This window comes from Pseudomonas nicosulfuronedens (assembly GCF_005877905.1).
Classification (GTDB): Bacteria; Pseudomonadota; Gammaproteobacteria; order Pseudomonadales; family Pseudomonadaceae; genus Pseudomonas; species Pseudomonas nicosulfuronedens.
Map to the genome: position 1 here is coordinate 291,845 of NZ_SWDV01000004.1, position 23,908 is coordinate 315,752.

Sequence of the window (23,908 nt, forward strand, 5' to 3'; positions counted from 1 at the left end):
CCAGTGACCCAAGTGTCCCCGCGAGACAGCGCAGCGCAAGTCGCCAGCGCCATCGCAGAAAGTGTCAAATACCAAGGCCGCAAGGCCAGCCGCCAGGGCAGCGAGCAGCGCCGCCAGGCGATCCTCGACGCCGCCCTGCGGATCATCGTGCGTGATGGTGTCCGCGCCGTGCGCCACCGCGCCGTGGCCGCCGAGGCGGGTGTGCCGCTATCGGCCACGACGTATTACTTCAAGGATATCCAGGACCTCATCACCGACACCTTCGCGCTGTTCGTCGAACGCAGCGCCGAAGCCCTGTCGACTTTCTGGGGCAGCGTCGAGGGTGACCTTCAGGCCATGGCCGCCGGCCTCGCCCAGGACGACCCGCAGGCACGCCGGGAGTTGACCGCCAATATCGTCGAGCTGGCGATCAAGTACGTGCAGGTCCAGCTCACCGAGCGCCGCGAGCACCTGCTGGCCGAACAGGCCTTCCGCCAGGAAGCGCTGCTCAACCCCAGCCTCAGCGATCTGGCGCAGCGTCACCGGCGGATTCTGTCCCTGGGCGTAGTGCATTTCTTCGAAGTGCTCGGCTCCAGACAGCCCGAGCAGGATGCCCGGGTGTTGACGGCCATCATCCTGCAGATGGAGTATCAGGGCCTGCTGGACGGGGCCGATCACCTGCAGATCGAGGAAATGCGTGCCATCCTTAGCCGCTATCTCGACCTGGTGATGGGCCTGTAGCCCCGGCTGCTGCATTCCAACCCCGCCATCCGGCGGGGTTTTCGTGTCGGAACTCTGGAGGCCTCTGCGCATCGCATGGGAAGGCATCCGGACCTAAGGAGGGCGTGATGAAAGTCTGGCGTGCACTGCTGCTGTTGAGCATCGGCCTGCTCAGTGGCTGTCTGGTGACGTTCAAGGACCCGATTCCGGCCAACGAGCCCGCTCCGGCTCACCTGCTGGGCCAGTGGTCGCGTGTGGACGAGTACGGCGAGGAGCAGTTCCTCGAAGTCACCCGTTCCGGCTCCAACCTTTACCGCGCTGTCAGCTATGTCGACAGCAAGGACAATACCGACAGCGTCGAGGACTTCGGCTTCACCGTCGCCCACCACGGCAAGCGCTGGTACCTGTCGGCCGGTTTGCCGAAAAGCATGGGTGGCAACTTCGCCCTGGCCGGCTTCGAGATCACCGACAAGGACGAACTGGTGATCTATAACCTGGATGTCGAGCACATCCTGCAGGACATGAAGGAAGGCGCGCTCAAGGGCGAGAAGGTCGACACCGAGCAGGGCGCCGGCGCCCTGGTGACCAGCCCGTTGCCCCAGGTGATCACCTACCTCAACGATCCGGCCAACTCTGATGTGTTCGTCGAAGCGCTGCGCTTTTCGCGCGTGACCCCGGGAGAACAGCAATGACCCCACGGCGCAAGAAGTCCACGCCCAACGAATACCAGCAGATCATTCGCGGCCTGTCTGACCGCATCGTCGAGGCGCAGACGCCGATCCGCGTGCTCGACGCCATCAAGTGGGATGACGGCATCCGCGATGACTTCCTCAAGGGCCGTGGCAAGCACGCGCCCAAGGTTGACCGTGCCTACTACGACAGCCGTCCGCTGTCCTTCGACAGCAGCGCGAAGAAGCAGGAATTCCAGAACATCGAGCGCGACATCACCCGTCACCTGGGGCAGTTCAACCCGGTCGGGCAGATCATGCGGCGCATGTGCAAGGAATACCGCATGGTCATCCGCATGCTCGAAGCGCGCGGCACCCAGGACTTCGGCCTGATTTCCCAGGAGCTCTACGGCTCAGCCTCCGACGCCTTCCACGCCGGCGACCCGACCTTGGCTGATCTGGGCCTGATGCTTTCGGATTACCTGAACAATATCGCTGACCGTGGTGACCTCAAGGATGAGCCCAAGACCCTGACTGCCAGCGACGCGGTGAAGATGCTGCAGGAACGCCTGAACAAGGTGTTCGACGGCAAGGAAGACACCATCCGTGTCTTCGAATCCGACGGTATCGTGGCCGACGCCGCGGCTGGCGCCGACTACATCAAGGTGCGCGCCGATGCCATGTTCAATGAGCGCGATGTGCGCGCGCTGGAAGTTCATGAAGGCCTGGTGCACGTCGGCACCACGCTGAACGGCCTCAACCAGCCGATCTGCACCTTCCTCGCCAAGGGGCCGCCGTCCTCCACTGTGACCCAGGAAGGCCTGGCGATCCTGATGGAAGTCATCGCCTTTGCCTCCTACCCGACGCGCCTGCGCAAGCTCACCAACCGCACGCGAGCCATCCACATGGCCGAAGAGGGCGCGGATTTCCTCGAGGTGTTTCACTTCTACCGCGAGCAGAACTACAGCGTGGAAAGCAGCTACCAGAACGCCAGTCGGGTGTTCCGTGGCTCGACCCCTGTCGGCCTGCCCTTCACCAAGGACCTGTCGTACCTCAAGGGCTTCATCCTGATCTACAACTACATCCAGCTCGCGGTGCGCAAGGGCAAGCTGGAGCAGATCCCGCTGCTGTTCTGCGGCAAGGCCACCCTGGAAGACATGCGCACCTTGCGCCAGCTGGTGGACGAGGGCCTGGTGGTGCCGCCCAAGTACCTGCCTCCGCAGTTCCGCGACCTCAACGCCTTGTCGGCGTGGATGTGCTTCTCCAACTTCCTCAATCACCTCAGCCTCGACCGCATCGAGGCGGATTACGCCAATATCCTCTGACTGCCTACGCGGGATGGACCGCGGTCGTAGGACGGTGTGGAGCGAAGCGATACCCATCGATGTTTCGGCGCTGCAGGGTGATGGGTATCGCAGGCTCCACCCATCCTACGCAAGGTGTTTCCCTGCAATCCCGGGGTGATGTATGCCAAGGACGAACTCATGCTGAACCGCTGTTTCCGCGCCGCCACTCTGACCTTGCTCCTCGCACTCGGCGGCTGCAGCTCGCTGCTGTTCTACCCCAGCGACGACGTCGCCATCACCCCGGCCCGCGCCAAGCTGGACTACCGCGACGTCACGATCACCACCGCCGACGGTGTGAGGCTGGCCGGCTGGTGGCTGCCGGCAAAGGCGGGTGTGCCGGTGAAGGGCACCGTACTGCACCTGCACGGCAACGGCGGCAACATGGCCTGGCACCTGGGCGGCGCCTACTGGCTGCCGGAGCAGGGCTATCAGGTGCTGATGCTGGATTACCGTGGCTACGGAAAGTCCCAGGGCGAACCCAGCCTACCGGCGATCTACCAGGACATCGACGCTGCTTTCGCCTGGCTGGACAAGGCTCCGGAGGTGCAGGGCAAACCGGTGATCCTGCTCGGCCAGAGCCTGGGCGGTGCCCTGGCGGTGCACTACCTGGGCCAGCATCCCGACCGGCAGAAGCAACTGCACGCGGTTGTGCTGGACGGCGTGCCGGCCAGTTACCGCGACGTCGCGCAATACACCCTCGGCAACGCCTGGCTGACCTGGCCGCTGCAGGTCCCGCTGTCCTGGCTGGTGCCCGATGGCGACAGCGCTATCCGTTCCATGCCGCGACTTTCTGGCGCACCCGTGCTGCTCTTCCACAGCATCGACGATACCATTGTGCCCCTGGACAACGGCCTGAGCCTCTACAAGGCCGCGTCGCCGCCCAAGGTCTTCCAGCTGACGCGCGGCAACCACGTGGAGACCTTCGGCGAACCCGTGTGGCGCGAAGTGATGCTGCGCTTCCTCGATGACCCGCAGCACTTCACCGGTTTGCGTCGTCTGGCTGAAGTCCCGAACTATCCCTCTCCGGCGAAGCCACAGGAATCGCAGGCGGACCCGAAACAACAAGGCACCCCATGAACGACCGCAACCCGATCTCCTACATTCTCACCGTCATCGCCACCATCTTCGTCTCGGTCGGCACGCTCTGGTACTACGGCTACCTGCACTTCGCCAAGCCCGAGGATGCGCTGGAACTGACCCAGTTCACCATGCTGAAAAGCATTCCGGGCCAGGACACCAAGCTGTCCCTGGACCCGGCCGACCAGCAGGCGCAGTGCATCGACGGAGTACTGGTGATGTTCGACATGAACCAGAAGGGCCTGACCGGTGTGCTGGTCGACGGTCGCAAGCGCGCCGTGCGCTGCATGGGCGAGCAGACCCCGCAAGAGGTCAAGTGACGGCGAGCCCGCCGTCGCAGGCCAAAGGGAGCAAGCAACATGAGCCATCCCGAGATCCGCGTCTGGCAGGGCGATATCACCCGTCTCGACGTCGACGCCATCGTCAACGCCGCCAACAGCTCATTGCTGGGCGGCGGTGGTGTAGACGGCGCCATCCATCGGGCCGCCGGCCCGGATCTGGTTCACGCTTGCCGCCCGCTGGGTGGTTGCAAGACCGGCCAGGCGAAGATCACCCCCGGCTTCCGCCTGCCGGCACGTTTCGTCATCCACACCGTCGGGCCGGTCTGGCGCGGCGGTGAGCACGGCGAGCCGGAGCTGCTCGCCCAGTGCTATCGCAACAGCCTGCAACTGGCCGAGGACAAGGGCCTCGCCAGTATCGCCTTTCCCGCCATCAGCACCGGCATCTATGGCTATCCCGCCGAAGCTGCAGCGCAGGTCGCCGTGGACGAGCTGAGTCGCCCGCGCGGGGAGGGGAGTTCGTTGAGGGAACTGGTGCTGGTGCCGTTCTCGGCGGAGATGGCGGAGCTCTATCGGCGCTTGCTGGGCTGATCGCCCTTAATGAACGGAGCGGATGAGGGCGTTCGCTTCGCGAGCAAGCTCGCTCCTACGAAGAGCACAAGAGCGGACAGTGTCGCCGGATCCTGATCGTAGGATGGGTGGAGCGCAGCGATACCCATGCTGCAGGTGCAGTGATCGATGGGTATCGCTTCGCTCCACGCCATCCTACAAGAGCGCCGTGTCCCGAAGGATCAATAGGTGCCGCTCACCGAAGAGCGCGGCTGCACCGGGTTGGCATCGTTGGAGATGGTCACCTCGACGCGGCGGTTCATCGCGCGGCCGGCCGAAGTCGCATTGCTCGATACCGGATACTCCTTGCCGTAGCCACGGGCGACGACGCGGTCAGGGGTTACGCCCTGGCTCAGCAGTGCCAGGCGGATGGCGTCGGCGCGGCGCTCGGACAGACCCTGGTTGTGGGAGGATGAGCCGCTGCTGTCGGTATAGCCCTCGACGATCACCTTGCGCTCCGGGTTCTGCTGCAGATAGCCGGCGAGGTTCTGCACGTTGCCCATGGCGCCGGGCTTGAGCTCGGCGCGGTCGAGATCGAACAGCACGTCACCGAACGACACCATGGTCCCGCGCGAGGTCTGCTTGGCGTTCAGCTCGCCCTTGAGCTTGTTCAGCTGCGCGGTGCGAGCATCCAGTCGAGCCTGGGCACGCTGAGCCGAGGTGTTCTTCATCTGGTCCTCGGCATTGCGCAGGGCCACGGTCTGGTTGGCCAGCTCGATACGCTGCTGGGTCAGGTAGGCCAGTTGGTCGACCTCCTTCTGCTCGGCACCGTCGCGGTAGGCCTTGTCAGTCTTGGCCAACCAGTCGCCAGCGTCCTTGGTTTCCAGTGCGGCCTGCTGGGTTGCCTGCGGTTCGGCCTGCAGGGCCTGGAAGTCGCCACGGGCCTTCTCCAGGTTGGCGTTGGGCGGCGTGGAGCACGCGGCCAAGGCCAGGGCAAGGGTCGAAATGGCGGGCAGTACGATGAGCTTGTTCATGTCGAAATTCCTTATATGACCGGACGTAGGGGCGGGATCACTGGGCCTGCTGCAGGCCTTCCTGACGCAACTCCATCACGCCCTGCTGGGCGTCCTTGACGTTGTTCTGGGCCTTTACGGCCTGCGACTTGCGTTCGGCCACGCGGGCGTCCCATTCGGCCTGCTGCGCCAGGCGCTTGGCCTGGTCGTATTCCTTGTCGTTCAGGGCGATGCGCGCCTGGGCGAGTTTGTCCTGGGCATTCTTGGTCTCGACCGGGGCGTATTCCGGTCCGCCGGAGCTGACGGCGGCATTCACCGCCGACTCGGTGACGGCCATCTGTTCGCTGGGCGGGTTACCGGCGCAGCCGGCCAGCAGCGCGGCGCTGCCAAGGGCGAGCAGGCTGAGGCGCAGGGAAGCGCGGGTGGAGGCGGTCGGGACGGTTCGAGCGCTCTGAGATTTCAGTTCCATTGGATGAATCCTCTGACGTTTGGTAAGGGGTTCCCTCGGCGATTCGAGTGCCGGTGGATGCCTGCCGCGCGGGTCTGCGACTTCGTGGGCATCTGATTAGGGGACTAAGAGTTTTGTCAGGGGGTTCAAAAAAAATGCCCGCCGTATTGGCGGGCATTGGCGACGATCCACTGGGATCAGCCGCGATGACGCAGTAATCGCAGGCCGTTGAACACGACCAGCAGGCTGGCGCCCATGTCGGCGAAAACCGCCATCCACAGGGTGCCTTCGCCGGCCAGGGTGAGGGCAAGGAACACCGCTTTGATGCCCAGCGCCAGGGTGATGTTCTGGATCAGCACGCGGTGGGTCTGTCGCGACAGGCGAATGAAGGACGGCAGCTTGCGCAGGTCGTCATCCATCAGTGCGACGCCAGCGGTTTCGATGGCCGTGTCGGTGCCCGCCGCGCCCATGGCGAAGCCGATGTCGGCGCGCGCCAGGGCCGGAGCGTCGTTGATGCCGTCACCGACCATGCCGACGCGCTTGCCGCCTTCCTGGCGCTGCTTCACTTCACGCAACTTGTCTTCGGGCAACAGGTTGCCCAGCGCCTCGTCGATGCCCACCTGGGCGCCGATGGCATTGGCGGTGTGCGGATTGTCGCCGGTCAGCATCAATGTCTTCACACCCAGTTCGTGCAACTGGGCGACCGCTTCACGGCTGGTCTGCTTGACGCCATCGGCCACGGCAAACAGCGCCAGCGGGCCGTCGTCATCGAGCAGCACGATGACCGTCTTGCCCTGCTGTTCGAGGGCATCGAGGCGGGCCTCCAGCTCCTTCGAGCACAGCTCCAGCTCCTCCACCAGACGGTGGTTGCCCAGGTGATAAGTGCGGCCGTCGATCTCGCCTTTCACGCCGCGGCCGGGCAGGGCGGTCAGCTCGCCGACGCTGTACAGCGAGATGTTGTCGGCTTCGGCGGCCTGGGCCACGGCGTGCGACACCGGGTGATCCGAGCGAGCAGCGAGGCTGGCGGCCAGTGCGCGCACGTCGCCGGCGGCGGTCTCCCGCAGGGCGGTGAAGTCGGTCTGGCGCGGGCGTCCCTCGGTGAGCGTGCCGGTCTTGTCGAGGGCGATCCACTCCAGGGAACGGCCCATTTCCAGGAACACGCCGCCCTTGATCAGGATACCCAGGCGTGCCGCTGCCGACAGGCCGCTGACGATGGTCACCGGAGTGGAAATCACCAGGGCGCAGGGGCAGGCGATCACCAGCAGCACCAGCGCGCGATAGACCCAGTCCAGCCAGGCGCCGCCGAAGAACAGCGGCGGAATTAGCGCGGTGGCGATGGCAATGAGGAACACCGCCGGGGTGTAGATGCGCGAGAACTGGTCGACGAAGCGCTGGGTCGGTGCGCGCGAGCCCTGGGCCTCTTCCACGGCGTGGATGATGCGCGCCAGGGTGCTGTCATCGGCCACGCGAGTGACGCGGTATTCCAGCGCGCTTTCACCGTTGATGGTGCCGGCGAACAGGGTGTCACCGGCCTGTTTTTCCACCGGCAGGCTTTCACCGGTGATGGGGGCCTGGTTGACGCTGGAGCGACCGTTAAGCACCTCGCCGTCGAGGGCGATGCGCTCGCCGGGACGCACCCGCACTCGTGCGCCGAGAGCGACGGACTTGGCGGAAACTTCCTGCCACTGCCCGTCGACCTGCACCGTGGCCAGTTCCGGAGCCAGTTGCAGCAGGCCGCGAATGGCATTGCGTGCGCGATCCAGCGACTTGGCCTCGATCAGTTCGGCGATGGCGAACAGCACCGCGACCATCGCCGCTTCCGGCCACTGGCCGATGAGCATGGCGCCGGTCACGGCGATGCTCATCAGGGCGTTGATGTTGAGGTTGCGGTTTTTCAGGGCGATCCAGCCCTTGCGGTAGGTCGGCAGGCCTGCACCGAGGATGGCGGCGATGGCCAGTGCTGCCACCAGCCATTGCGGGCCGATGGCGAACCACTCGAAGAACTCCGCGCCTGCCGCTGCGACACCGGCCAGCGCCAGCGGCCACCAGGGCTTCTGCTGGGTGGGCTGTGCGGAAACGGGGGCGTTTTCGTCCACTGGCTCGGCCTGCATGCCGAGGGAAGCGACCAGCTTCTGCAGCGGCTCGATGCTGTCGAAGCGATGCTGCACGCGCAGCAGGCGCTGCATCAGGTTGAAGTCGAGGTCCTCCACCGCCGACACGCGGCCCAGCGCATCGCGTAGCAAGCGCTCCTCGGTGGGGCAGTCCATGGCTTCGATGCGCAGGCTGGTCCAGCGCAGCTCGCCGCTGGCCGAGCCGGCGGCGGCAGTGGCGGCGCTTTCGGCTCGCGCACCGTGATCTTCGCCATGATCGTGATCGTGGGCATGGCCATGGTCGTGCGAGTGCGGTGCAGGTTCGGTGGCCGGGGCACGCAGCAGCGCGCCTTTGTCGCAGCCGCAGCAGCCGGCGGCTGGGTGTTCGCGGTGCTGCTCCTGGGTTGGGGCTGGACCGTGGATGATCGGGCCCTGGCGATTGGCAGTCATGTCGTCCGTTCCTGTTTGACGAGTTGCTGCTGATTGCACACCCTGTAGCAACTACAGAGTCAAGCGTCCGTTGGCGAGGAGTCGCACATGAAGATCGGTGAACTGGCGAAACTGACCGGCTGCCCGGTGGAAACCATCCGCTACTACGAGCGCGAAGGCCTGCTGCCCGCGCCGTCGCGCAGCGAAGGCAACTACCGGCAGTACGATGCCAGCCACGTCGAGCGGCTGTCCTTCATCCGCCATTGCCGATCGCTGGACATGACCCAGGAGGAGATTCGCATTCTCCTCGGCCTGCGCGATCGTCCCGAATCCGATTGCGGCACCGCCAATCGCCTGATCGACGAGCACCTGCACCATGTTGAGGTGCGCATCGCTGAGCTGCAGTCGCTCAGCCAGCAACTGCGCGACCTGCGTGCGCAGTGCCAGGGCGAAGGCAACAGCGAGGATTGCGGCATCCTGCGCGAGCTGGAGCAGCCGGCGGAGCCTTCGGTGATTCCGGAGGCCTGCGCCGAGGCGGGACATCTGCACGTCCCCGGTGTCCATGGGCGGCATTGATCGCACCCGGTAGGAGCGCCCTATGGGCCCGCTCCTACATGAGGTCCGGTGCGAGGATCTGCCCTCTCCCTAACCCTCTCCCTGAAGGGAGAGGGGACTGGTTCGGCACAGGTTGAAACCAATGTGTCAGCCGGCACAGACGGCTCCCTCTCCCTTCAGGGAGAAGGCGGGGGAGAGGGAAACCCTGGGCACGACCTCCCAGAGGAATGCTGTCGCTTCTACAGGTAAAACAAACGCCCCGGCATCTGCCGGGGGCGCTTTCATCAGGAGTGCTCCGCCTCCGTAAGTTCGTGCAGGTACTTGCGCGACAGTGCCAGGAAACGCGGAGTCGGGCCGATGTCCTCGTAGATCGGATCACCCTGTTCGTCCTGCGCTACTACCTTGTTTCCCTGCACATAGGGGAAGCTTGCCTCCAGTTCTTCCAGCGCCGCATTGACCAGTTCCCCCAGCAGTTCCTCGACGCTGCGCTTGGGATACATGTCGTGTAGTGCGGCCAGACGCGCGGCCGTCTCGACATCCAGCGGAATGCTGTACTGGTGGTGGGTCATGCGCCCCCTGGCGTTCTTTTCCCAATGGCGTACCAGCTCGCGAATCTTCATGTTCACCTCTAGGGTCGTTACGTGGCGGTCGGCCCTCGTGAGGTCGCCGCAGGTTTTCCCGATGATGGGGATAACTTTCAGCCTAGACGTTGTCCGAGCAGGATTGCGGGCGTTCGTCGAGCGCTTGCCTGCCGGCCCGGCCGGCGGCACTGTGAAGCCAAGCGACGCCTATTCAGTCAGGGGCTCTCAGACTAGGGCTTTCTATCCAGGAGACTGTGATGCCGGATATCGACGCGCGCCTGCGCGAGGACGTTCACCTGCTCGGCGAGCTGCTCGGGCAGACCATCCGCGCCCAGTACGGGCAGGGCTTCCTCGACAAGATCGAGCTGATCCGCACGGGCGCCAAGGCCGCTCGACGCGGCTCCGCCGAAGGCGCCAAGCAGCTTACTGCTACCCTCGACGGCCTCGGCGAAGACGAATTGCTGCCGGTGGCGCGGGCTTTCAACCAGTTCCTCAACCTGGCCAACATCGCCGAGCAGTATCACCGCATCCGCCGGCGCACGCCCAAGGAGCCGGAGCCCTTCGAGAACCGCGTGCTGGCCGAGCTGCTGGCGCGCCTGCGCAAGTCCGGCCTGGGTGCCGAGGGCCTGGCGCGTCAGGTGGCGGACCTGGAGATTGAGCTGGTGCTCACCGCGCACCCCACCGAGGTGGCGCGCCGCACGCTGATCCAGAAATACGATGCCATCGCCGCGCAACTGGCCGCTGGCGACCACTCCGATCTGTTGCCCGAGGAGCGCCAGGCGGTGCAGGAAAAGCTCCAGCGCCTGATCGCCGAAGCCTGGCACACCGACGAGATCCGCCGCACCCGCCCGACGCCGGTGGACGAGGCCAAATGGGGCTTCGCGGTGATCGAACACTCGCTCTGGCATGCGCTGCCGGACTTCCTCCGCCATGTCGACCGCACTCTCCAGGAAACCCTTGGCGAGCGCCTGCCGCTGAGCGCCGCGCCGATCCGTTTCGCCTCCTGGATGGGCGGCGACCGTGACGGTAACCCCAACGTCACCGCCGCCATCACCCGCGAGGTGCTGCTACTGGCGCGCTGGATGGCGGCCGACCTCTATCTGCGCGACGTGGACAGCCTAGCCGCCGAACTCTCCATGCAGCAGGCCAGCGATGAGCTGCGCGGCGAGGTCGGCGATCTCGCCGAGCCGTATCGCGCGCTGCTCAAGCAACTGCGTGAACGCCTGCGCGCCACTCGCTCCTGGGCCGAGCGTGCCATCCATACCGGCGAAGAGCCGGGCACCGAGGTATTGCAGGACAACCGCGAGCTGCTGGAGCCGCTGCAGCTCTGCTATCGCTCGTTGCAGGCCTGTGGCATGGGCGTGATTGCCGATGGCGACCTGCTCGACACCCTGCGTCGCGCCGCCACTTTCGGGCTGTTCCTGGCGCGGCTGGACGTGCGCCAGGACTCCACGCGCCACGCCAACGCCATGGCCGAAATCACCGAGTACCTGGGCCTGGGCAACTACACCGAGTGGGACGAAAGCGTGCGCCAGGAGTTTCTTCTCGAAGAGCTGGCCAGCCGTCGCCCGTTGCTGCCAGCGAACTACGAAGCTTCGCCCGAAACCGCCGAAGTCCTCGCTACCTGCCGCGTGGTGGCGCAGGCACCGGCGGCTTCGCTGGGCTCCTACGTCATCTCCATGGCCGGGCATCCCTCCGACGTGCTGGCCGTGCAGCTGCTGCTCAAGGAGTGCGGGCTGGAGCGGCCGATGCGCGTGGTGCCGCTGTTCGAGACGCTGGATGACCTGGACAACGCAGGCCCCTGCATCGACCGCCTGCTCAGCCTGGACAGCTACCGCACCCGCCTGGCCGGGCCGCAGGAAGTAATGATCGGCTATTCCGACTCGGCCAAGGACGCCGGCACCCTGGCCGCCGCCTGGGCGCAGTACCGCGCCCAGGAGGCGCTGGTGGATATCTGCCGTAACCACGGTGTCGAGTTACTGTTGTTCCATGGCCGCGGTGGCACCGTCGGCCGTGGCGGCGGCCCGGCCCATGCGGCAATTCTCTCGCAGCCGCCGGGCTCCGTGGCCGGGCGTTTCCGTACCACCGAGCAGGGCGAGATGATCCGCTTCAAGTTCGGCCTGCCGGATATCGCCGAGCAGAACCTCAACCTCTACCTGGCTGCCGTGCTGGAGGCTACCTTGCAACCGCCGCCAGTACCCGAGCCGGCCTGGCGCGAGGAGATGGACCGCCTGGCCGCCGATGGCGTGCTTGCTTACCGCGCCGTGGTGCGGGAGAACCCGCAGTTCGTCGACTACTTCCGTGAGGCCACGCCGGAGCAGGAACTGGGCCGCCTGCCGTTGGGCAGCCGCCCGGCCAAGCGCCGCGAGGGCGGGGTGGAGAGTCTGCGGGCGATCCCGTGGATCTTCGCGTGGACCCAGACGCGGCTGATGCTGCCGGCCTGGCTGGGCTGGGAAGACGCTCTGTTCAAGGCCATCGAACGCGGCGAAGGCGCGCTGCTGGGGCGCATGCGCAAGGAGTGGCCATTCTTCACCACGCGCATCGACATGCTGGAGATGGTGCTGGCCAAGGCCGACCGGGAAATCGCCCAACTCTACGACGAACGATTGGTGCAATCGGAACTGCGACCATTAGGTGCGCATTTACGCGACCTATTGTCGCAGTCGGTGCGAGTGGTGCTGGGGCTTACCGGGCAGTCGCAGTTGCTCGCCCACGCCGCCGAGACGCGCGAATCCATCGGCGTGCGCAACACCTACCTGGACCCGCTGCACCTGCTTCAGGCCGAGCTGCTGGCGCGCTCGCGGCGCTGCACGGGCGATGCCTGCGGCGGTCTGGAGCAGGCCATGCTGGTGACGGTGGCGGGTATTGCGGCGGGACTGCGCAACACCGGTTGAGGTCTCGTCACCCCCCACCAAAGGTGGATTGCCGAGCGGCCAGATGAGATTAATTTGATGGCTGTCCCGGGCGCTAAGAAACGCCCGGGACCGGCTCGCGCAGTCCCCATGGCCGGCTTGTCTGGCGGGGGACCGCTGTGTATCGTGAGCAACCTTTCGGCGCATGTCTGCGCCATTCCAGCACGATGAGATTGGCCCCACGAGGCGGATCCGTGATTTCGCTTAACAAGTATTAAGGAGCATATCGATGCGTGTGATTCTGCTCGGGGCGCCCGGTGCCGGCAAAGGTACCCAGGCTCGCTTCATCACTGAGAAGTTTGGCATTCCGCAGATTTCCACCGGCGACATGCTGCGTGCAGCGGTCAAGGCTGGCACCGAGCTCGGCCTGCAGGCCAAGAGCGTAATGGACGCCGGCGGCCTGGTTTCCGATGACCTGATCATCAACCTGGTCAAGGAACGTATCGCCCAGCCCGACTGCGCCAAGGGCTTCCTGTTCGACGGCTTCCCGCGCACCATTCCCCAGGCCGAGGCCATGAAGGAAGCGGGCGTCTCCATCGACCACGTGGTCGAGATCGCCGTGGACGACGAGGAAATCGTCGGCCGTATCGCCGGTCGCCGCGTTCACCCGGCCTCGGGCCGCGTCTACCACGTCGAGCACAACCCGCCGAAAGTGGCTGGCAAGGACGACGAGACCGGTGAAGACCTGATCCAGCGCGAAGACGACAAGGAAGCCACCGTGCGTCACCGCCTGTCGGTCTACCACTCGCAGACCAAGCCGCTGGTCGACTTCTACCAGAAGCTCGCCGCTGCCGAAGGCACCCCGAAGTACACCCGCGTCGAGGGTGTCGGCTCGGTGGAGCAGATCACCTCCAAGGTGCTCGGCGCTCTCAGCTGATCCATCCTTGGCACCACCAAAGGCCCGCACACGCGGGCCTTTGGCGTTTATAATGCCCGCCCATTTTTGATCGCCTCCTGCTCTCAGCCCTGAAGGAAAGCACCATGCCCACGCTGCTGGCCCTGGATACCTCGACCGAAGCCTGTTCCGTCGCTTTGCTGCATGACGGCCGCCGGTTCGTCCGCCACGAGGTGATCCCGCGCCTGCACGCTCAGCGCCTGCTGCCCATGGTGCAGGACATCCTTGGCGAGGCTGGTATAGCGCTGTCCGCCGTGGACGCCATTGCCTTCGGTCGTGGCCCCGGCGCCTTCACTGGCGTGCGTATCGCCATTGGCGTGGTGCAGGGGCTGGCTTTCGCCCTGCAGAAGCCGGTACTGCCGATCTCCGACCTGGCGGTGCTGGCCCAGCGTGCCTATCGCGAGCACGGCGTGAGCCAGGTGGCTGCGGCCATCGATGCGCGCATGGACGAGGTGTACTGGGGTTGCTACCGCCTGGAGCAGGGCGAGATGCGCCTGTCCGGCGCCGAGGCGGTGTTGCCGCCGGAGCGAGTCGAGTTGCCGCGCGACGCCCAGGGCGAGTGGTTCGGCTCCGGCACCGGCTGGGGTTTCCAGGAGCGCCTGGCGGTGAAGGTGTCCGCCTGCGACGCCAGCCTGCTGCCGCACTCCGAAGACCTGCTGAGCCTGGCCGAATTCGCCTGGACACGCGGTGAGGCCGTTGACGCAGAGCAGGCCCAGCCCGTCTACCTGCGCGACAACGTGGCAACTCCCAAGAAAGCCTGACCTGCGCCAATTGACCACAGCCCGGAGCGCTCGCTAGAGTGAGCGCATTCCCACCGAGTTTCTGACATGCGTATCGACGGTTTTACTTCCATTTCCCAGACGCCGGAGCGTGGTTCCCGAACGGGCACCGCGGTCACGCCGTATCGGGACGTGCAAAGTGACGTCGAAGCCCGTCGCGATCAACCCGCGCCGACCTCGGCGAGCCAGGGGCTGGAGTCGCAGTCGCAGACTCGCCGCGTCGAATCCTCCAGCGCCAGCAGCTACAGCGTGCCGGCGACCCTGCGCGACATCGAGTACCAGCGCCCGCTGAGCTCCCGCGCGGCCCAGGCCCTGGCCAGCTACACCAGCACCGCCAGCATGGCCGGCCAGTACGAAGGCCAGGAAGTCCTCGGTCTCGACCTTTACGCCTGATGTCCTTGCCGTACTTCCTTGGCTGCCCCTCGTGGAACGAGCCGGCCTGGCGCGGCACTTTCTACCCCTCCGATCTGCGCGCCGCTGAGACGCTGGGCTTCTACTCTCAAGTGTTCAACGCCGTGGAAGGCAACACTACCTTCTACGCCCGCCCCAACGCCGACACCCTCGCGCGCTGGGCGCAGACCATGCCGGAGACGTTCCGCTTCTGCGCCAAGCTGCCGCGCGACATCAGCCACGAAGGCGACTTGCGCGGGCAGTTGGAAAACACCCGTGACTTCCTCGATCTGCTCAAACCGCTGGGCAAGCGCGTAGCGCCGCTGTGGCTGCAGGTTTCCGCAGGTTTCGGCCCGGATCGCCTGGGTGAACTGGCTGCCTGGCTGGATGAGTTCTCCGGGCGGCGCATTGCCGTGGAAGTGCGACACCCGGCGTTTTTCGCCAAGGGTGACGAGGAGCGGGCTCTGAACCGCCTGCTGCTCGACCGCGGCGTCGAGCGTATCTGCCTGGACTCGCGGGCATTGTTCGCCGTGCAGTCCGACGACCCGGCCGTGCTCCATGCGCAGTCGAAGAAGCCCAAGGTGCCGGTACGCCCGGCTGCCTTCAGCGACAGCCCGCAGGTTCGCTTCATCGGCGGGCCGGACCTGGATGCCAATCTCGTCCATCTCACGCCCTGGATCGGCAAGGTGGCCGAGTGGATCGAGCAGGGCCTGACGCCTTACATCTTCCTGCACACACCGGACAATCACCGCGCCGCCGAACAGGCCCAGCGCTTCCACGCCTTGCTGCGCGATCGCCTTCCGGGCCTGCCGCCGCTGTTCGAGCCCAAGCCGGAAGTGGAACAGCTCGGCCTGCTCTGAGCGGTCAACTGGGCATGGCGCGGGGTGGGCGAGGGGACTAACCTGCTCCTTCCCCGTTCGGCAAGGAGTTAGCCATGACCACTCAACAACAGCGCGGCGCAGCCTTCCGCGCGCTGCACCAGCGCGACGGCCTGTTCGTCCTGCCTAATCCCTGGGATGCCGGCTCAGCGAAGATGCTTGCCCACCTGGGTTTCGAAGCCCTGGCCACCACCAGCGCCGGACTGGCCTTCGCGCTCGGTCGCCGTGATGCCGAAGGGACAGTGAGCCGTGACGAAGCGCTGGCTAATGCGCGTGAGATCGTCGAGGCGACGTCGCTGCCGGTGGCCGCTGATCTGGAGAACGGCTATGGCGATACGCCTGACGATTGCGCCGAGACCATTCGCCTGGCCGCTGCCTGTGGGCTGGTTGGCGGCTCCATCGAGGACGCCACAGGCCGACCGGATACGCCGATCTACCCGCTGGAGCTGGCGGTCGAGCGCGTCGCCGCTGCCGTGCAGGCCGCACGAGCCTTGCCGTTCACCTTCACCCTGGTGGCGCGCGCGGAGAACTTCCTGCACGGCCGTGTCGATCTGGACGACACCATTCGCCGCCTGGTGGCCTTTGCCGAGGCTGGCGCCGATGTGCTCTACGCGCCGGGGCTGAAGACTCGCGAGGAAATCTCTGCAGTGGTGCAGGCGGTAGCGCCGCGGCCGGTCAATGTGTTGGTGGGCTCGCCTGCGGTGCAACTGAGCTTGGAGGAACTGGCGGAACTGGGCGTGAAGCGCGTCAGCGTCGGTTCGACCCTGGCGCGGGCGGCGTACGGTGCTTTCTTCAGTGCTTCCGAGGCATTGGCCAAAGGCGACCTGAAGCCCATGCACGGTGCCATGCCGTTCGACCGCATCAACGGGCTTTTCCGGGGCTGACACTTGCGCGGGTGGCTGCTGGGTTTCGGCCTCGTCATCGCCGGCTTCGCACTGGCCGTGCAGCAGCAATGGTTGAAGCTGCCCGACCGCTGGAGTCCCTGGGCGCCGCTGAATGTAAGCGATGAGCCGAACCTGCTGACCCGCTACAAGCTATGGCGCCTGCGCGACGATGCGGAGCTATGCCGGCTGGCGCTGCAAAGCTCCGACCTCAAGGCACAGCCCATGGCCGACAGTGAACCGGTTGCCGGCTGCCCGTTGCAGAACGTCTGGCGTGTGCAGGCCGCCGAGGTGAAATTGAGCAGCAGCTTCCTCGCCAGTTGCCCGTTGGCCGTGAGCTTCGCGCTGTTCGAGCGCTACTCCCTGCAACCGGCTGCACGGTCGGTCTACGGTCAGTCGGTGGTGGGCGTGGAGCACCTGGGTAGCTTTGCCTGCCGCAATATCTATGGCCGCACCGAAGGGCGGCGCAGTCAGCATGCCAGCGCCAATGCGCTGGACATCGCGGCCTTCCGCCTCGCCGATGGTCGGCGCATTGTCGTGGCCCGGGACTGGAACGGCGAGGGCGATGCCGCGCGCTTCCTGCGCGCCGTGCGTGATAGCGCCTGTGGCAACTTCGACGGCGTGCTCGGACCGGACTACAACCGCGCCCACCACGACCATTTCCACTTCGACCTGGGGGGCTGGCAGCTCTGCCGTTGAGCCCCTGTGCCACGGGCTGCGGTAGAATCACGGTTTTTTCCAGGATCGTCCCGTCATGACCGAAGCACTCACCCCGCCGCGCATCGTCGTCCAGGCGCTGGCGCCTGCCTGGCAAGTCGCCGCCGAGCAGTGGGCGCAGCGGCTCGGGCTGTCGATGGGCGAGGGCGAGGCGGATTTCGCCCTGCAACTGGGCGATGACGGTCTGCAGTTGCTACAACTGGGGCCGGATTCCCCCGGCCCGGTGCGGGTGGACTTCCTCGAAGGCGCTAGTGCGCATCGCCGTCAGTTCGGTGGCGGTGCCGGGCAGATGATCGCCAAGGCGGTCGGCATCCAGCAGGGCGTGCGTCCCCATGTGCTGGACGCCACCGCAGGCCTGGGCAAGGACGCCTTCGTGCTGGCGACCCTGGGCTGCGAGATGGACCTGACCGAGCGCCAGCCGATCATCGCCGCGCTGCTCGAAGACGGCCTGGCCCGTGCCGCAGGGGATTTCGAGGTGGGCGCCATCGTGGCGCGCATGCGCCTGCTGCAGGGCAATGCCATCGAGCGCATGGCCGCGTGGGAAGGGGAGGCGCCGCAGGTGATCTACCTCGACCCGATGTTCCCGCACCGAGACAAGAGTGCGCTGGTGAAGAAGGAGATGCGCCTGTTCCGCCCGCTGGTGGGGGATGACCTCGACGCTCCGGCCCTGCTGGAAGCGGCGCTGAAACTGGCCAGCCACCGCGTGGTGGTCAAGCGCCCGCGCAAGGCGCCGATCATCGAGGGCGGCAAGCCCAGCTACAGCCTGGAAGGCAAGTCCAGCCGGTACGACATCTATCCGCTGAAGAGCCTCAAGGGCTGACGGCCAGGTCGAGGGTCCGAGGCTTTGCGTAGGAGCGGACTCCGTCCGCGATGACTCTCGGCGCGACCCAAACCTATCGCGAACAAGGCCCGCTCTTACTGAACATATCGCCGCAGCTTCTGCTTTTGTAGGAGCGAGCTTGCTCGCGAACCCGCCCAACGCCGAAGCTGCCGGAGTGCCCCGTTCGCGAGCAAGCTCGCTCCTACAGGTTCCCTGGGCGCTCGTGAGGCTGGCTCGGTCAGGGCCGGAAGGCCTTGAGGAACAGCGCCACTACCTCCCGTGCGTGAGCCTCTGACTCTTCCTCGGTCGGCGGCACCACACAGCCGATCATCAGGCGGAAGTGCACGCAACCCTGCACCAGCATCAGGAAATGCTCGGCAGCCCGGCGCGGGCTGTCCATCGCAAGCTTGCCCTGCTGGCGCGCCTGCTCCAGCAAGCGTTCCATCTGGTCCAGCACGCGCTGGGGCCCTGCATCGAAGAATAGCTGCGACAAATGCGGATTCTGACCACCCTGGGCAATCATCAGCCGGCTCAACGCAATGGCTTCCGGGCTGTTGATCAGCTGGTTGAAGCCGCGCGCGAGGTTAAGCAGCAGGCTTTCCAGCGGCGCATCAGCCGATGGCTCGGCGAACAGCTCGGGCAGGTTCTCTGCGCACTTGGCCTGCACGGCTTCGGCGAACAAGGTCTCCTTGTCCGTGAAGTGGCTGTACACGGTGAGCTTGGACACCCCGGCCTCGGAGGCGATGGCCTCCATACTGCTGCCGTCGTAGCCGTGGCGGACGAACAGCTCCTTGGCGGCTTCGAGAATGGCCTTGCGCTTGGCTGGGTCCTTGGGTCGACCCGGTCCGTTCGATGAGTTCGATGGCGACATGATTTTACATTTCTAATACTGGACTGATGGGTTCTGTATTTTTACTATACCGGGGAGTATAAGAATTCCAACCGCGTTTTGCGAAAGGTCACACATCATGTTCCGCCATGCTCTGTCTGTCGCGCTGCCTGCTGCCTTCATCCTTTCCCTTTCCGCTTGCGGTAATGGCGAGCCTCCCAAGCCCGCTGTGCGCCCGGCCATCGTGGTCCAGCCGCTGCCGGCGAAGGACATCACCGAGGCCTATCCCGGCGAAGTCCACGCCCGCCATGAGCCCGAACTGGCCTTCCGCATCGGTGGCAAGGTCAGCAAGCGCCTGGTGGAAACCGGCGAACGGGTGAAGAAGGACCAGCCACTGGCGGAACTCGATCCCGAAGACGTTCGCCTGCAGCTCGAAGCCACGCGTGCCCAGGTGGCCGCTGCCGAAGCCAACCTGCAGACCGTCCGCTCCGAATATGCCCGCTACAAGACCCTGCTGGAGCGCCAGCTGGTCAGCCAGTCGCAGTTCGACAACATCGAGAATACCTACCGCGCCGGCGAGGCGCGGGTGAAACAGATTCGCGCCGAGTACGACGTGGCCAGCAACCAGGCCGGCTACGCGGTGCTGCGCTCGCCCCAGGACGGCGTGATCGCTACCCGTCGGGTGGAGGTCGGGCAGGTGGTCGCCGCTGGGCAGACCGTCTTCACCCTGGCCGCCGATGGCGACCGCGAAGTGCTGATCAGCTTCCCTGAACACGCCTTCGAACGCTTCCGCGTCGGCGAAGCAGTGAGCGTCGAACTCTGGTCGCAGCGCGACAAACGCTTCAGCGGCAAGATTCGCGAACTGTCGCCGGCGGCCGATCCGCAGTCGCGCACCTTCGCCGCACGTGTCGCCTTCGACGACGCCAAGGTGCCCGCCGAGCTGGGCCAGAGCGCCCGCGTCTATATCCATGCCGAGGGCGCCGTGCCGCTGGCGGTGCCGCTCGCTGCCGTGACTTCGGAAGCCGGCCAGCCGTTCGTCTGGGTCGTCGACCCGAAAACTTCCACCCTGCATCGCCGCCCGGTGCGCATCGGGCCTTTCGCCGAAGACCGTGTGCCGGTGCTGGAAGGCCTGAAGGATGGTGACTGGGTGGTGGCCGCCGGTGTTCAGGTGCTACGCGAAGGACAGGAGGTGCGGCCGGTCGACCGGGAGAACCGGTCGATCAAGCTGGTGGCGAAGGAGTAACGCCCGATGCAATTCAACCTTTCCGCCTGGGCGCTGCAGAACCGCTCCATCGTCCTGTACCTCATGCTGCTGCTGGGCATTGTCGGTACGCTGTCCTACACCAAGCTGGGGCAGAGCGAGGACCCGCCGTTCACCTTCAAGGCGATGGTGGTGAAAACCAACTGGCCGGGGGCGACCGCCGAAGAAGTCTCGCGCCAGGTCACCGAGCGCATCGAGAAGAAGCTGATGGAGACCGGCGACTTCGACCGCATCATTTCCTTCTCGCGTCCCGGTGAGTCCCAGGTGACCTTCGTCGCCCGCGAGGACTTCCACTCGCGCGATATCCCCGAGCTCTGGTACCAGATCCGCAAGAAGGTCAACGACATTCGCTACACCCTTCCGCAGGGCATCCAGGGGCCGTTCTTCAACGACGAGTTCGGCACCACCTTCGGCAACATCTACGCATTGTCTGGCAAGGGCTTCGACTACGCCGTGCTCAAGGACTACGCCGACCGCCTGCAGCTGCAACTGCAGCGGATCAAGGACGTCGGCAAGGTCGAGCTGGTCGGCCTGCAGGACGAGAAGATCTGGATCGACCTGTCCAACACCAAGCTCGCCACCCTCGGCCTTCCGCTGGCGGCGGTGCAGAAGGCGCTGGAAGAGCAGAACGCGGTCACCGCCACCGGCTTCTTCGAGACGGCGACCGACCGCGTGCAACTGCGCGTGTCCGGACGCTTCGATTCGGTGGAGGATATCCGCTCCTTCCCGATCCGCGTCGGCGACCGTACCTTCCGCATCGGTGATGTGGCCGAGGTGCACCGTGGCTTCAACGATCCGCCCGCGCCGCGCATGCGCTTCATGGGCGAGGACGCCATCGGCATCGCCGTGGCGATGAAGGACGGCGGTGACATCCTGGTGCTGGGCAAGAAGCTCGACGCCGAGTTCGAGCGCCTGCAGCAGACGCTGCCGGCGGGCATGGAGCTGCGCAAGGTTTCCGACCAGCCGGCGGCGGTGCGTGAAGGCGTCGGCGAGTTCGTCCGCGTGCTGGCCGAGGCGCTGATCATCGTGCTGCTGGTGAGCTTCTTCTCCCTCGGCCTGCGTACCGGCCTGGTAGTGGCGCTGTCGATCCCGCTGGTGCTGGCGATGACTTTCGCCTGCATGTACTACTTCGGCATCGGCCTTCACAAGATTTCCCTCGGCGCGCTGGTGCTGGCGCTGGGGCTGCTGGTGGACGACGCGATCATCGCCGTGGAGATGATGGCGGTGAAGATGGAGCAGGGCTACGACCGGCTCAAGGCGGCGAGTTACGCCTGGACCAGCACGGCCTTCCCGATGCTCACCGGCACCCTGGTCACCGCCGCCGGCTTCCTGCCGATTGCCACCGCGCAGTCCGGCACCGGCGAATACACCCGCTCGTTGTTCCAGGTGGTGACCATTGCATTGCTGGTGTCGTGGATCGCCGCCGTGGTCTTCGTGCCCTACCTGGGCGAGAAGCTGCTGCCCGATCTCGCCAAGCGCCATGCGGAAAAGCACGGCGGCAGCGACAAGGGCCACGACCCGTACTCGACACCCTTCTACCAGCGCTTCCGCCGCGTGGTGGAGTGGTGCGTGCGCTACCGCAAGACGGTGATCCTGCTGACCGTCGCCGCCTTCATCGGCTCGATCATGCTGTTCCGCCTGGTGCCGCAGCAGTTCTTCCCGCCCTCGGCGCGCCTGGAATTGCTGGTGGACCTGAAGCTGGCCGAAGGCGATTCGCTGACCGCCACCACCGAACAGGTCAATCGCCTGGAGAAGATGCTCGCCGAGCATCCGGGCATCGACAATTACGTGGCCTACGTCGGCACCGGTTCGCCGCGCTTCTACCTGCCGCTGGACCAGCAACTGCCGGCGGCGAGCTTCGCGCAGTTCGTGGTGTTGGCGAAGAGCCTGGAGTCGCGTGAAGAGATTCGCCAGTGGCTGATCAAGCACATGAACGAGGACTTCCCGACCCTGCGCACCCGCATCAGCCGCCTGGAGAACGGCCCGCCGGTGGGCTACCCGGTGCAGTTCCGCGTTTCCGGCGAGCACATCCCGGAAGTCCGCGAGCTGGCGCGCAAGGTCGCCGACAAGATGCGCGAGAATCCCCATGTGGTGAACGTGCACCTGGACTGGGAAGAGCCGAGCAAGGCGATCTTCCTCGACATCGATCAGGAGCGCGCCCGCGCCCTGGGCGTAAGCACCTCGGACATCTCGCAGTTCCTGCAGAGCTCGCTGACCGGCTCCACCGTCAGCTACTACCGCGAGGACAACGAGCTGATCGAGATCCTCCTGCGCGGCGACGAGCGCGGCCGGCATGACCTGTCACAACTGCCCAGCCTGTCGATGCAGACCAGCAGCGGTCGCAGCGTGGCGCTGTCGCAGGTGGCGACGCTGGAGTACGGCTTCGAGGAAGGTATCATCTGGCGACGCAACCGCTTGCCGACGGTGACCGTGCGCGCCGACATCTACGACGACTCGCTGCCGGCGACCCTGGTGAAGCAGATCTCGCCGACGCTGGACCCGATCCGCGCCGAGTTGCCCGACGGTTACCTGCTGGACGTCGGCGGCACCGTGGAGGATTCGGCCAAGGGCCAGAATTCGGTGAACGCCGGCGTGCCGCTGTTCATCGTGGTGGTGCTCAGCCTGCTGATGATTCAGCTGCGCAGCTTCTCGCGGATGATCATGGTGTTCCTCACCGCACCGCTGGGGCTGATCGGCGTGACGTTGTTCCTGCTGATCTTCCAGAAACCCTTCGGCTTCGTGGCCATGCTCGGCACCATCGCGTTGGCGGGGATGATCATGCGTAACTCAGTGATCCTCGTGGACCAGATCGAGCAGGACCGCGCCCACGGCCTGGACACCTGGCACGCCATCATCGAGGCCACGGTGCGACGCTTCCGCCCCATCGTGCTGACCGCCCTGGCGGCCGTGCTGGCGATGATCCCGCTGTCGCGCAGCGTGTTCTTCGGGCCGATGGCGGTGGCGATCATGGGCGGCCTGATCGTCGCCACGGCGCTGACCCTGCTGTTCCTGCCGGCGCTCTATGCGGCGTGGTTCAGGGTGAAGAAGGAGGCCTGACGGATTCCGGATGCTCAGCGCCGGCGCAAACTTGTAGGAGCGAGCTTGCTCGCGAACCCGACCCGTTTCGGCGTTACCGGGGTATCCGTTCGCGAGCAGGAACTAGGCGTTCCCTCACTCCTACAAGGTGGCTCCAGGCTCCAAAGGGCGAGGAAGTCGTTCTTGCCGGCTGACGCCAAAGTTTCATGCCACTCCGGACAGTCCCCTCTCCCGCTTGCGGGAGAGGGTTAGGGAGAGTGGGTCTAGATCTTGTAGGAGCGAGCTTGCTCGCGAACAGATTCCCTGGCGAGTCCAGCGTGCGTCAGGTTCGCGAGCAAGCTCGCTCCTACAGATTGACTCCAGCATCGCGCTTTGGTGTAGGGCGAATAACGCGCAGCGTTATCCGCCGTCTGGCGACTCGAAACGAATCGCCCGACAGACGCGAACCTTCTGACCTGTCACCCTCACGATCTTTTCCTGTCTTCGATTCCCAGGCCCGGATTGCTCCGTAAGGCACGAGGTATTCGTTCAGGAACCGCCTGACTCATCAACGGCGTTGCGGTCCTACAAGCCGGCTGCTTAGCGTTTCCCTGCCACGGAACAGCCGTGGTCAGGTGTGGAAACCTGGATTGCTACAACCTTCGCCGTAACGGAGATGGCCCGGCCTTTTTGAAGGCCGGGCCGACTCTGGCTGTCTATGGCGGACCGTGTGAGGCGGGCTTCGGCCCGACCGGTCTATGGCTGTAGCATCCCGGTTTCCACCCTTGCACGGTCCGC

Annotated in this window: 22 protein-coding genes; 17 read left to right on the top strand and 5 right to left on the bottom strand. The window is 65.6% G+C overall.

Annotated elements, in window-relative coordinates:
• The first annotated feature begins 3 nt into the window (after window positions 1-3).
• From FAS41_RS06725 to FAS41_RS06750, 6 genes are all read left to right on the top strand, one after another.
• Complete coding sequence (locus FAS41_RS06725) at window positions 4-720, top strand: TetR/AcrR family transcriptional regulator (protein ID WP_138520826.1); 717 nt, start codon at window positions 4-6, stop codon at window positions 718-720.
• Window positions 721-827: 107 nt separating this feature from the next.
• On the top strand, window positions 828-1,391 hold the full coding sequence (locus FAS41_RS06730; protein WP_138520827.1) for a hypothetical protein: 564 nt from the start codon (window positions 828-830) through the stop codon (window positions 1,389-1,391).
• Window positions 1,388-2,692, top strand: a complete 1,305-nt coding sequence (locus tag FAS41_RS06735) for a flavohemoglobin expression-modulating QEGLA motif protein (protein WP_081517831.1) — start codon at window positions 1,388-1,390, stop codon at window positions 2,690-2,692. Before FAS41_RS06730 ends, FAS41_RS06735 begins: the two co-directional genes overlap by 4 nt.
• A 159-nt stretch (window positions 2,693-2,851) precedes the next feature.
• Window positions 2,852-3,790, top strand: coding sequence for an alpha/beta hydrolase (locus tag FAS41_RS06740; protein WP_138520828.1), 939 nt, complete (start codon window positions 2,852-2,854; stop codon window positions 3,788-3,790).
• Window positions 3,787-4,110, top strand: a complete 324-nt coding sequence (locus FAS41_RS06745) for a PA3694 family proteiin (protein ID WP_138520829.1) — start codon at window positions 3,787-3,789, stop codon at window positions 4,108-4,110. The genes FAS41_RS06740 and FAS41_RS06745 overlap by 4 nt, the downstream gene beginning before the upstream one ends.
• A gap of 39 nt (window positions 4,111-4,149) precedes the next feature.
• Window positions 4,150-4,659 carry an O-acetyl-ADP-ribose deacetylase gene (locus FAS41_RS06750; protein ID WP_138520830.1) on the top strand — a complete coding sequence of 170 codons (510 nt, stop codon included), beginning with the start codon at window positions 4,150-4,152 and terminating at the stop codon, window positions 4,657-4,659.
• A gap of 200 nt (window positions 4,660-4,859) precedes the next feature.
• On the opposite strand, the gene lptF is transcribed toward FAS41_RS06750, so the two are convergent.
• From lptF to FAS41_RS06765, 3 genes are all read right to left on the bottom strand, one after another.
• Window positions 4,860-5,651 carry a lipotoxin F family OmpA-related lipoprotein LptF gene (lptF, locus tag FAS41_RS06755; protein ID WP_138520831.1) on the bottom strand — a complete coding sequence of 264 codons (792 nt, stop codon included), beginning with the start codon at window positions 5,649-5,651 and terminating at the stop codon, window positions 4,860-4,862.
• Window positions 5,652-5,688: 37 nt separating this feature from the next.
• Window positions 5,689-6,099, bottom strand: coding sequence for a DUF4398 domain-containing protein (locus FAS41_RS06760; RefSeq protein ID WP_138520832.1), 411 nt, complete (start codon window positions 6,097-6,099; stop codon window positions 5,689-5,691).
• Between the two features lie 176 nt (window positions 6,100-6,275).
• Complete coding sequence (locus FAS41_RS06765) at window positions 6,276-8,618, bottom strand: heavy metal translocating P-type ATPase (protein ID WP_246084821.1); 2,343 nt, start codon at window positions 8,616-8,618, stop codon at window positions 6,276-6,278.
• Window positions 8,619-8,705: 87 nt separating this feature from the next.
• On the opposite strand from FAS41_RS06765, the gene cadR reads away from it, so the two are divergent.
• Entirely contained in the window at window positions 8,706-9,173 is a 468-nt protein-coding gene (cadR, locus tag FAS41_RS06770; protein ID WP_017521130.1) for a Cd(II)/Pb(II)-responsive transcriptional regulator, read from the top strand.
• A 263-nt stretch (window positions 9,174-9,436) separates the two neighbouring features.
• On the opposite strand, the gene FAS41_RS06775 is transcribed toward cadR, so the two are convergent.
• Window positions 9,437-9,772: a pilin assembly protein gene (locus FAS41_RS06775; protein WP_138520833.1), complete on the bottom strand. Its 336-nt coding sequence runs from the start codon at window positions 9,770-9,772 to the stop codon at window positions 9,437-9,439.
• A gap of 218 nt (window positions 9,773-9,990) precedes the next feature.
• Here FAS41_RS06775 and ppc point away from each other — a divergent pair, with 218 nt between their 5' ends.
• The 8 genes from ppc to FAS41_RS06815 all read left to right on the top strand — a co-directional run bounded on the left by ppc (window position 9,991) and on the right by FAS41_RS06815 (window position 18,005).
• A complete protein-coding gene (gene ppc, locus FAS41_RS06780; RefSeq protein WP_138520834.1) occupies window positions 9,991-12,627 on the top strand; it encodes a phosphoenolpyruvate carboxylase in 2,637 nt (878 codons plus the stop codon).
• Window positions 12,628-12,874: 247 nt separating this feature from the next.
• Entirely contained in the window at window positions 12,875-13,522 is a 648-nt protein-coding gene (adk, locus tag FAS41_RS06785) for an adenylate kinase (RefSeq protein WP_138520835.1), read from the top strand.
• A 104-nt stretch (window positions 13,523-13,626) separates the two neighbouring features.
• On the top strand, window positions 13,627-14,301 hold the full coding sequence (tsaB, locus tag FAS41_RS06790; RefSeq protein WP_138520836.1) for a tRNA (adenosine(37)-N6)-threonylcarbamoyltransferase complex dimerization subunit type 1 TsaB: 675 nt from the start codon (window positions 13,627-13,629) through the stop codon (window positions 14,299-14,301).
• Between the two features lie 66 nt (window positions 14,302-14,367).
• Window positions 14,368-14,712 carry a hypothetical protein gene (locus tag FAS41_RS06795; RefSeq protein ID WP_138520837.1) on the top strand — a complete coding sequence of 115 codons (345 nt, stop codon included), beginning with the start codon at window positions 14,368-14,370 and terminating at the stop codon, window positions 14,710-14,712.
• Window positions 14,709-15,569 (top strand): DUF72 domain-containing protein, encoded by an 861-nt coding sequence (locus FAS41_RS06800; RefSeq protein WP_138520838.1) that lies wholly within the window; start codon window positions 14,709-14,711, stop codon window positions 15,567-15,569. Before FAS41_RS06795 ends, FAS41_RS06800 begins: the two co-directional genes overlap by 4 nt.
• Before the next feature lie 74 nt (window positions 15,570-15,643).
• On the top strand, window positions 15,644-16,471 hold the full coding sequence (locus FAS41_RS06805) for an isocitrate lyase/PEP mutase family protein (protein WP_138520839.1): 828 nt from the start codon (window positions 15,644-15,646) through the stop codon (window positions 16,469-16,471).
• Between the two features lie 3 nt (window positions 16,472-16,474).
• Window positions 16,475-17,167 (top strand): extensin-like domain-containing protein, encoded by a 693-nt coding sequence (locus FAS41_RS06810; protein WP_171049449.1) that lies wholly within the window; start codon window positions 16,475-16,477, stop codon window positions 17,165-17,167.
• A 55-nt stretch (window positions 17,168-17,222) separates the two neighbouring features.
• The gene (locus tag FAS41_RS06815; RefSeq protein WP_138520840.1) at window positions 17,223-18,005 is read left to right on the top strand and encodes a class I SAM-dependent methyltransferase; all 783 of its coding nucleotides are present in this window, start codon (window positions 17,223-17,225) and stop codon (window positions 18,003-18,005) included.
• 238 nt (window positions 18,006-18,243) lie between these two features.
• On the opposite strand, the gene FAS41_RS06820 is transcribed toward FAS41_RS06815, so the two are convergent.
• On the bottom strand, window positions 18,244-18,876 hold the full coding sequence (locus tag FAS41_RS06820; RefSeq protein WP_138520841.1) for a TetR/AcrR family transcriptional regulator: 633 nt from the start codon (window positions 18,874-18,876) through the stop codon (window positions 18,244-18,246).
• Window positions 18,877-18,973: 97 nt separating this feature from the next.
• Here FAS41_RS06820 and FAS41_RS06825 point away from each other — a divergent pair, with 97 nt between their 5' ends.
• Together FAS41_RS06825 and FAS41_RS06830 are read left to right on the top strand one after the other, a co-directional pair.
• Window positions 18,974-20,077: an efflux RND transporter periplasmic adaptor subunit gene (locus FAS41_RS06825; protein WP_138520842.1), complete on the top strand. Its 1,104-nt coding sequence runs from the start codon at window positions 18,974-18,976 to the stop codon at window positions 20,075-20,077.
• Window positions 20,078-20,083: 6 nt separating this feature from the next.
• Window positions 20,084-23,152, top strand: a complete 3,069-nt coding sequence (locus FAS41_RS06830; protein WP_138520843.1) for an efflux RND transporter permease subunit — start codon at window positions 20,084-20,086, stop codon at window positions 23,150-23,152.
• Window positions 23,153-23,908 lie beyond the last annotated feature (756 nt).

Excerpts from the sequence above, each read along its gene's own strand:
- adk (WP_138520835.1), top strand. The coding sequence starts at position 12,875 with ATGCGTGTGATTCTGCTCGGGGCGCCCGGTGCCGGCAAAGGTACCCAG.
- FAS41_RS06820 (WP_138520841.1), bottom strand. The coding sequence starts at position 18,876 with ATGTCGCCATCGAACTCATCGAACGGACCGGGTCGACCCAAGGACCCA.
- FAS41_RS06765 (WP_246084821.1), bottom strand. The coding sequence starts at position 8,618 with ATGACTGCCAATCGCCAGGGCCCGATCATCCACGGTCCAGCCCCAACC.
- FAS41_RS06775 (WP_138520833.1), bottom strand. The coding sequence starts at position 9,772 with ATGAAGATTCGCGAGCTGGTACGCCATTGGGAAAAGAACGCCAGGGGG.
- FAS41_RS06745 (WP_138520829.1), top strand. The coding sequence starts at position 3,787 with ATGAACGACCGCAACCCGATCTCCTACATTCTCACCGTCATCGCCACC.
- FAS41_RS06740 (WP_138520828.1), top strand. The coding sequence starts at position 2,852 with ATGCTGAACCGCTGTTTCCGCGCCGCCACTCTGACCTTGCTCCTCGCA.
- FAS41_RS06760 (WP_138520832.1), bottom strand. The coding sequence starts at position 6,099 with ATGGAACTGAAATCTCAGAGCGCTCGAACCGTCCCGACCGCCTCCACC.
- FAS41_RS06805 (WP_138520839.1), top strand. The coding sequence starts at position 15,644 with ATGACCACTCAACAACAGCGCGGCGCAGCCTTCCGCGCGCTGCACCAG.
- FAS41_RS06815 (WP_138520840.1), top strand. The coding sequence starts at position 17,223 with ATGACCGAAGCACTCACCCCGCCGCGCATCGTCGTCCAGGCGCTGGCG.
- cadR (WP_017521130.1), top strand. The coding sequence starts at position 8,706 with ATGAAGATCGGTGAACTGGCGAAACTGACCGGCTGCCCGGTGGAAACC.
- FAS41_RS06750 (WP_138520830.1), top strand. The coding sequence starts at position 4,150 with ATGAGCCATCCCGAGATCCGCGTCTGGCAGGGCGATATCACCCGTCTC.
- tsaB (WP_138520836.1), top strand. The coding sequence starts at position 13,627 with ATGCCCACGCTGCTGGCCCTGGATACCTCGACCGAAGCCTGTTCCGTC.
- FAS41_RS06830 (WP_138520843.1), top strand. The coding sequence starts at position 20,084 with ATGCAATTCAACCTTTCCGCCTGGGCGCTGCAGAACCGCTCCATCGTC.
- lptF (WP_138520831.1), bottom strand. The coding sequence starts at position 5,651 with ATGAACAAGCTCATCGTACTGCCCGCCATTTCGACCCTTGCCCTGGCC.
- FAS41_RS06735 (WP_081517831.1), top strand. The coding sequence starts at position 1,388 with ATGACCCCACGGCGCAAGAAGTCCACGCCCAACGAATACCAGCAGATC.
- ppc (WP_138520834.1), top strand. The coding sequence starts at position 9,991 with ATGCCGGATATCGACGCGCGCCTGCGCGAGGACGTTCACCTGCTCGGC.
- FAS41_RS06795 (WP_138520837.1), top strand. The coding sequence starts at position 14,368 with ATGCGTATCGACGGTTTTACTTCCATTTCCCAGACGCCGGAGCGTGGT.
- FAS41_RS06730 (WP_138520827.1), top strand. The coding sequence starts at position 828 with ATGAAAGTCTGGCGTGCACTGCTGCTGTTGAGCATCGGCCTGCTCAGT.
- FAS41_RS06825 (WP_138520842.1), top strand. The coding sequence starts at position 18,974 with ATGTTCCGCCATGCTCTGTCTGTCGCGCTGCCTGCTGCCTTCATCCTT.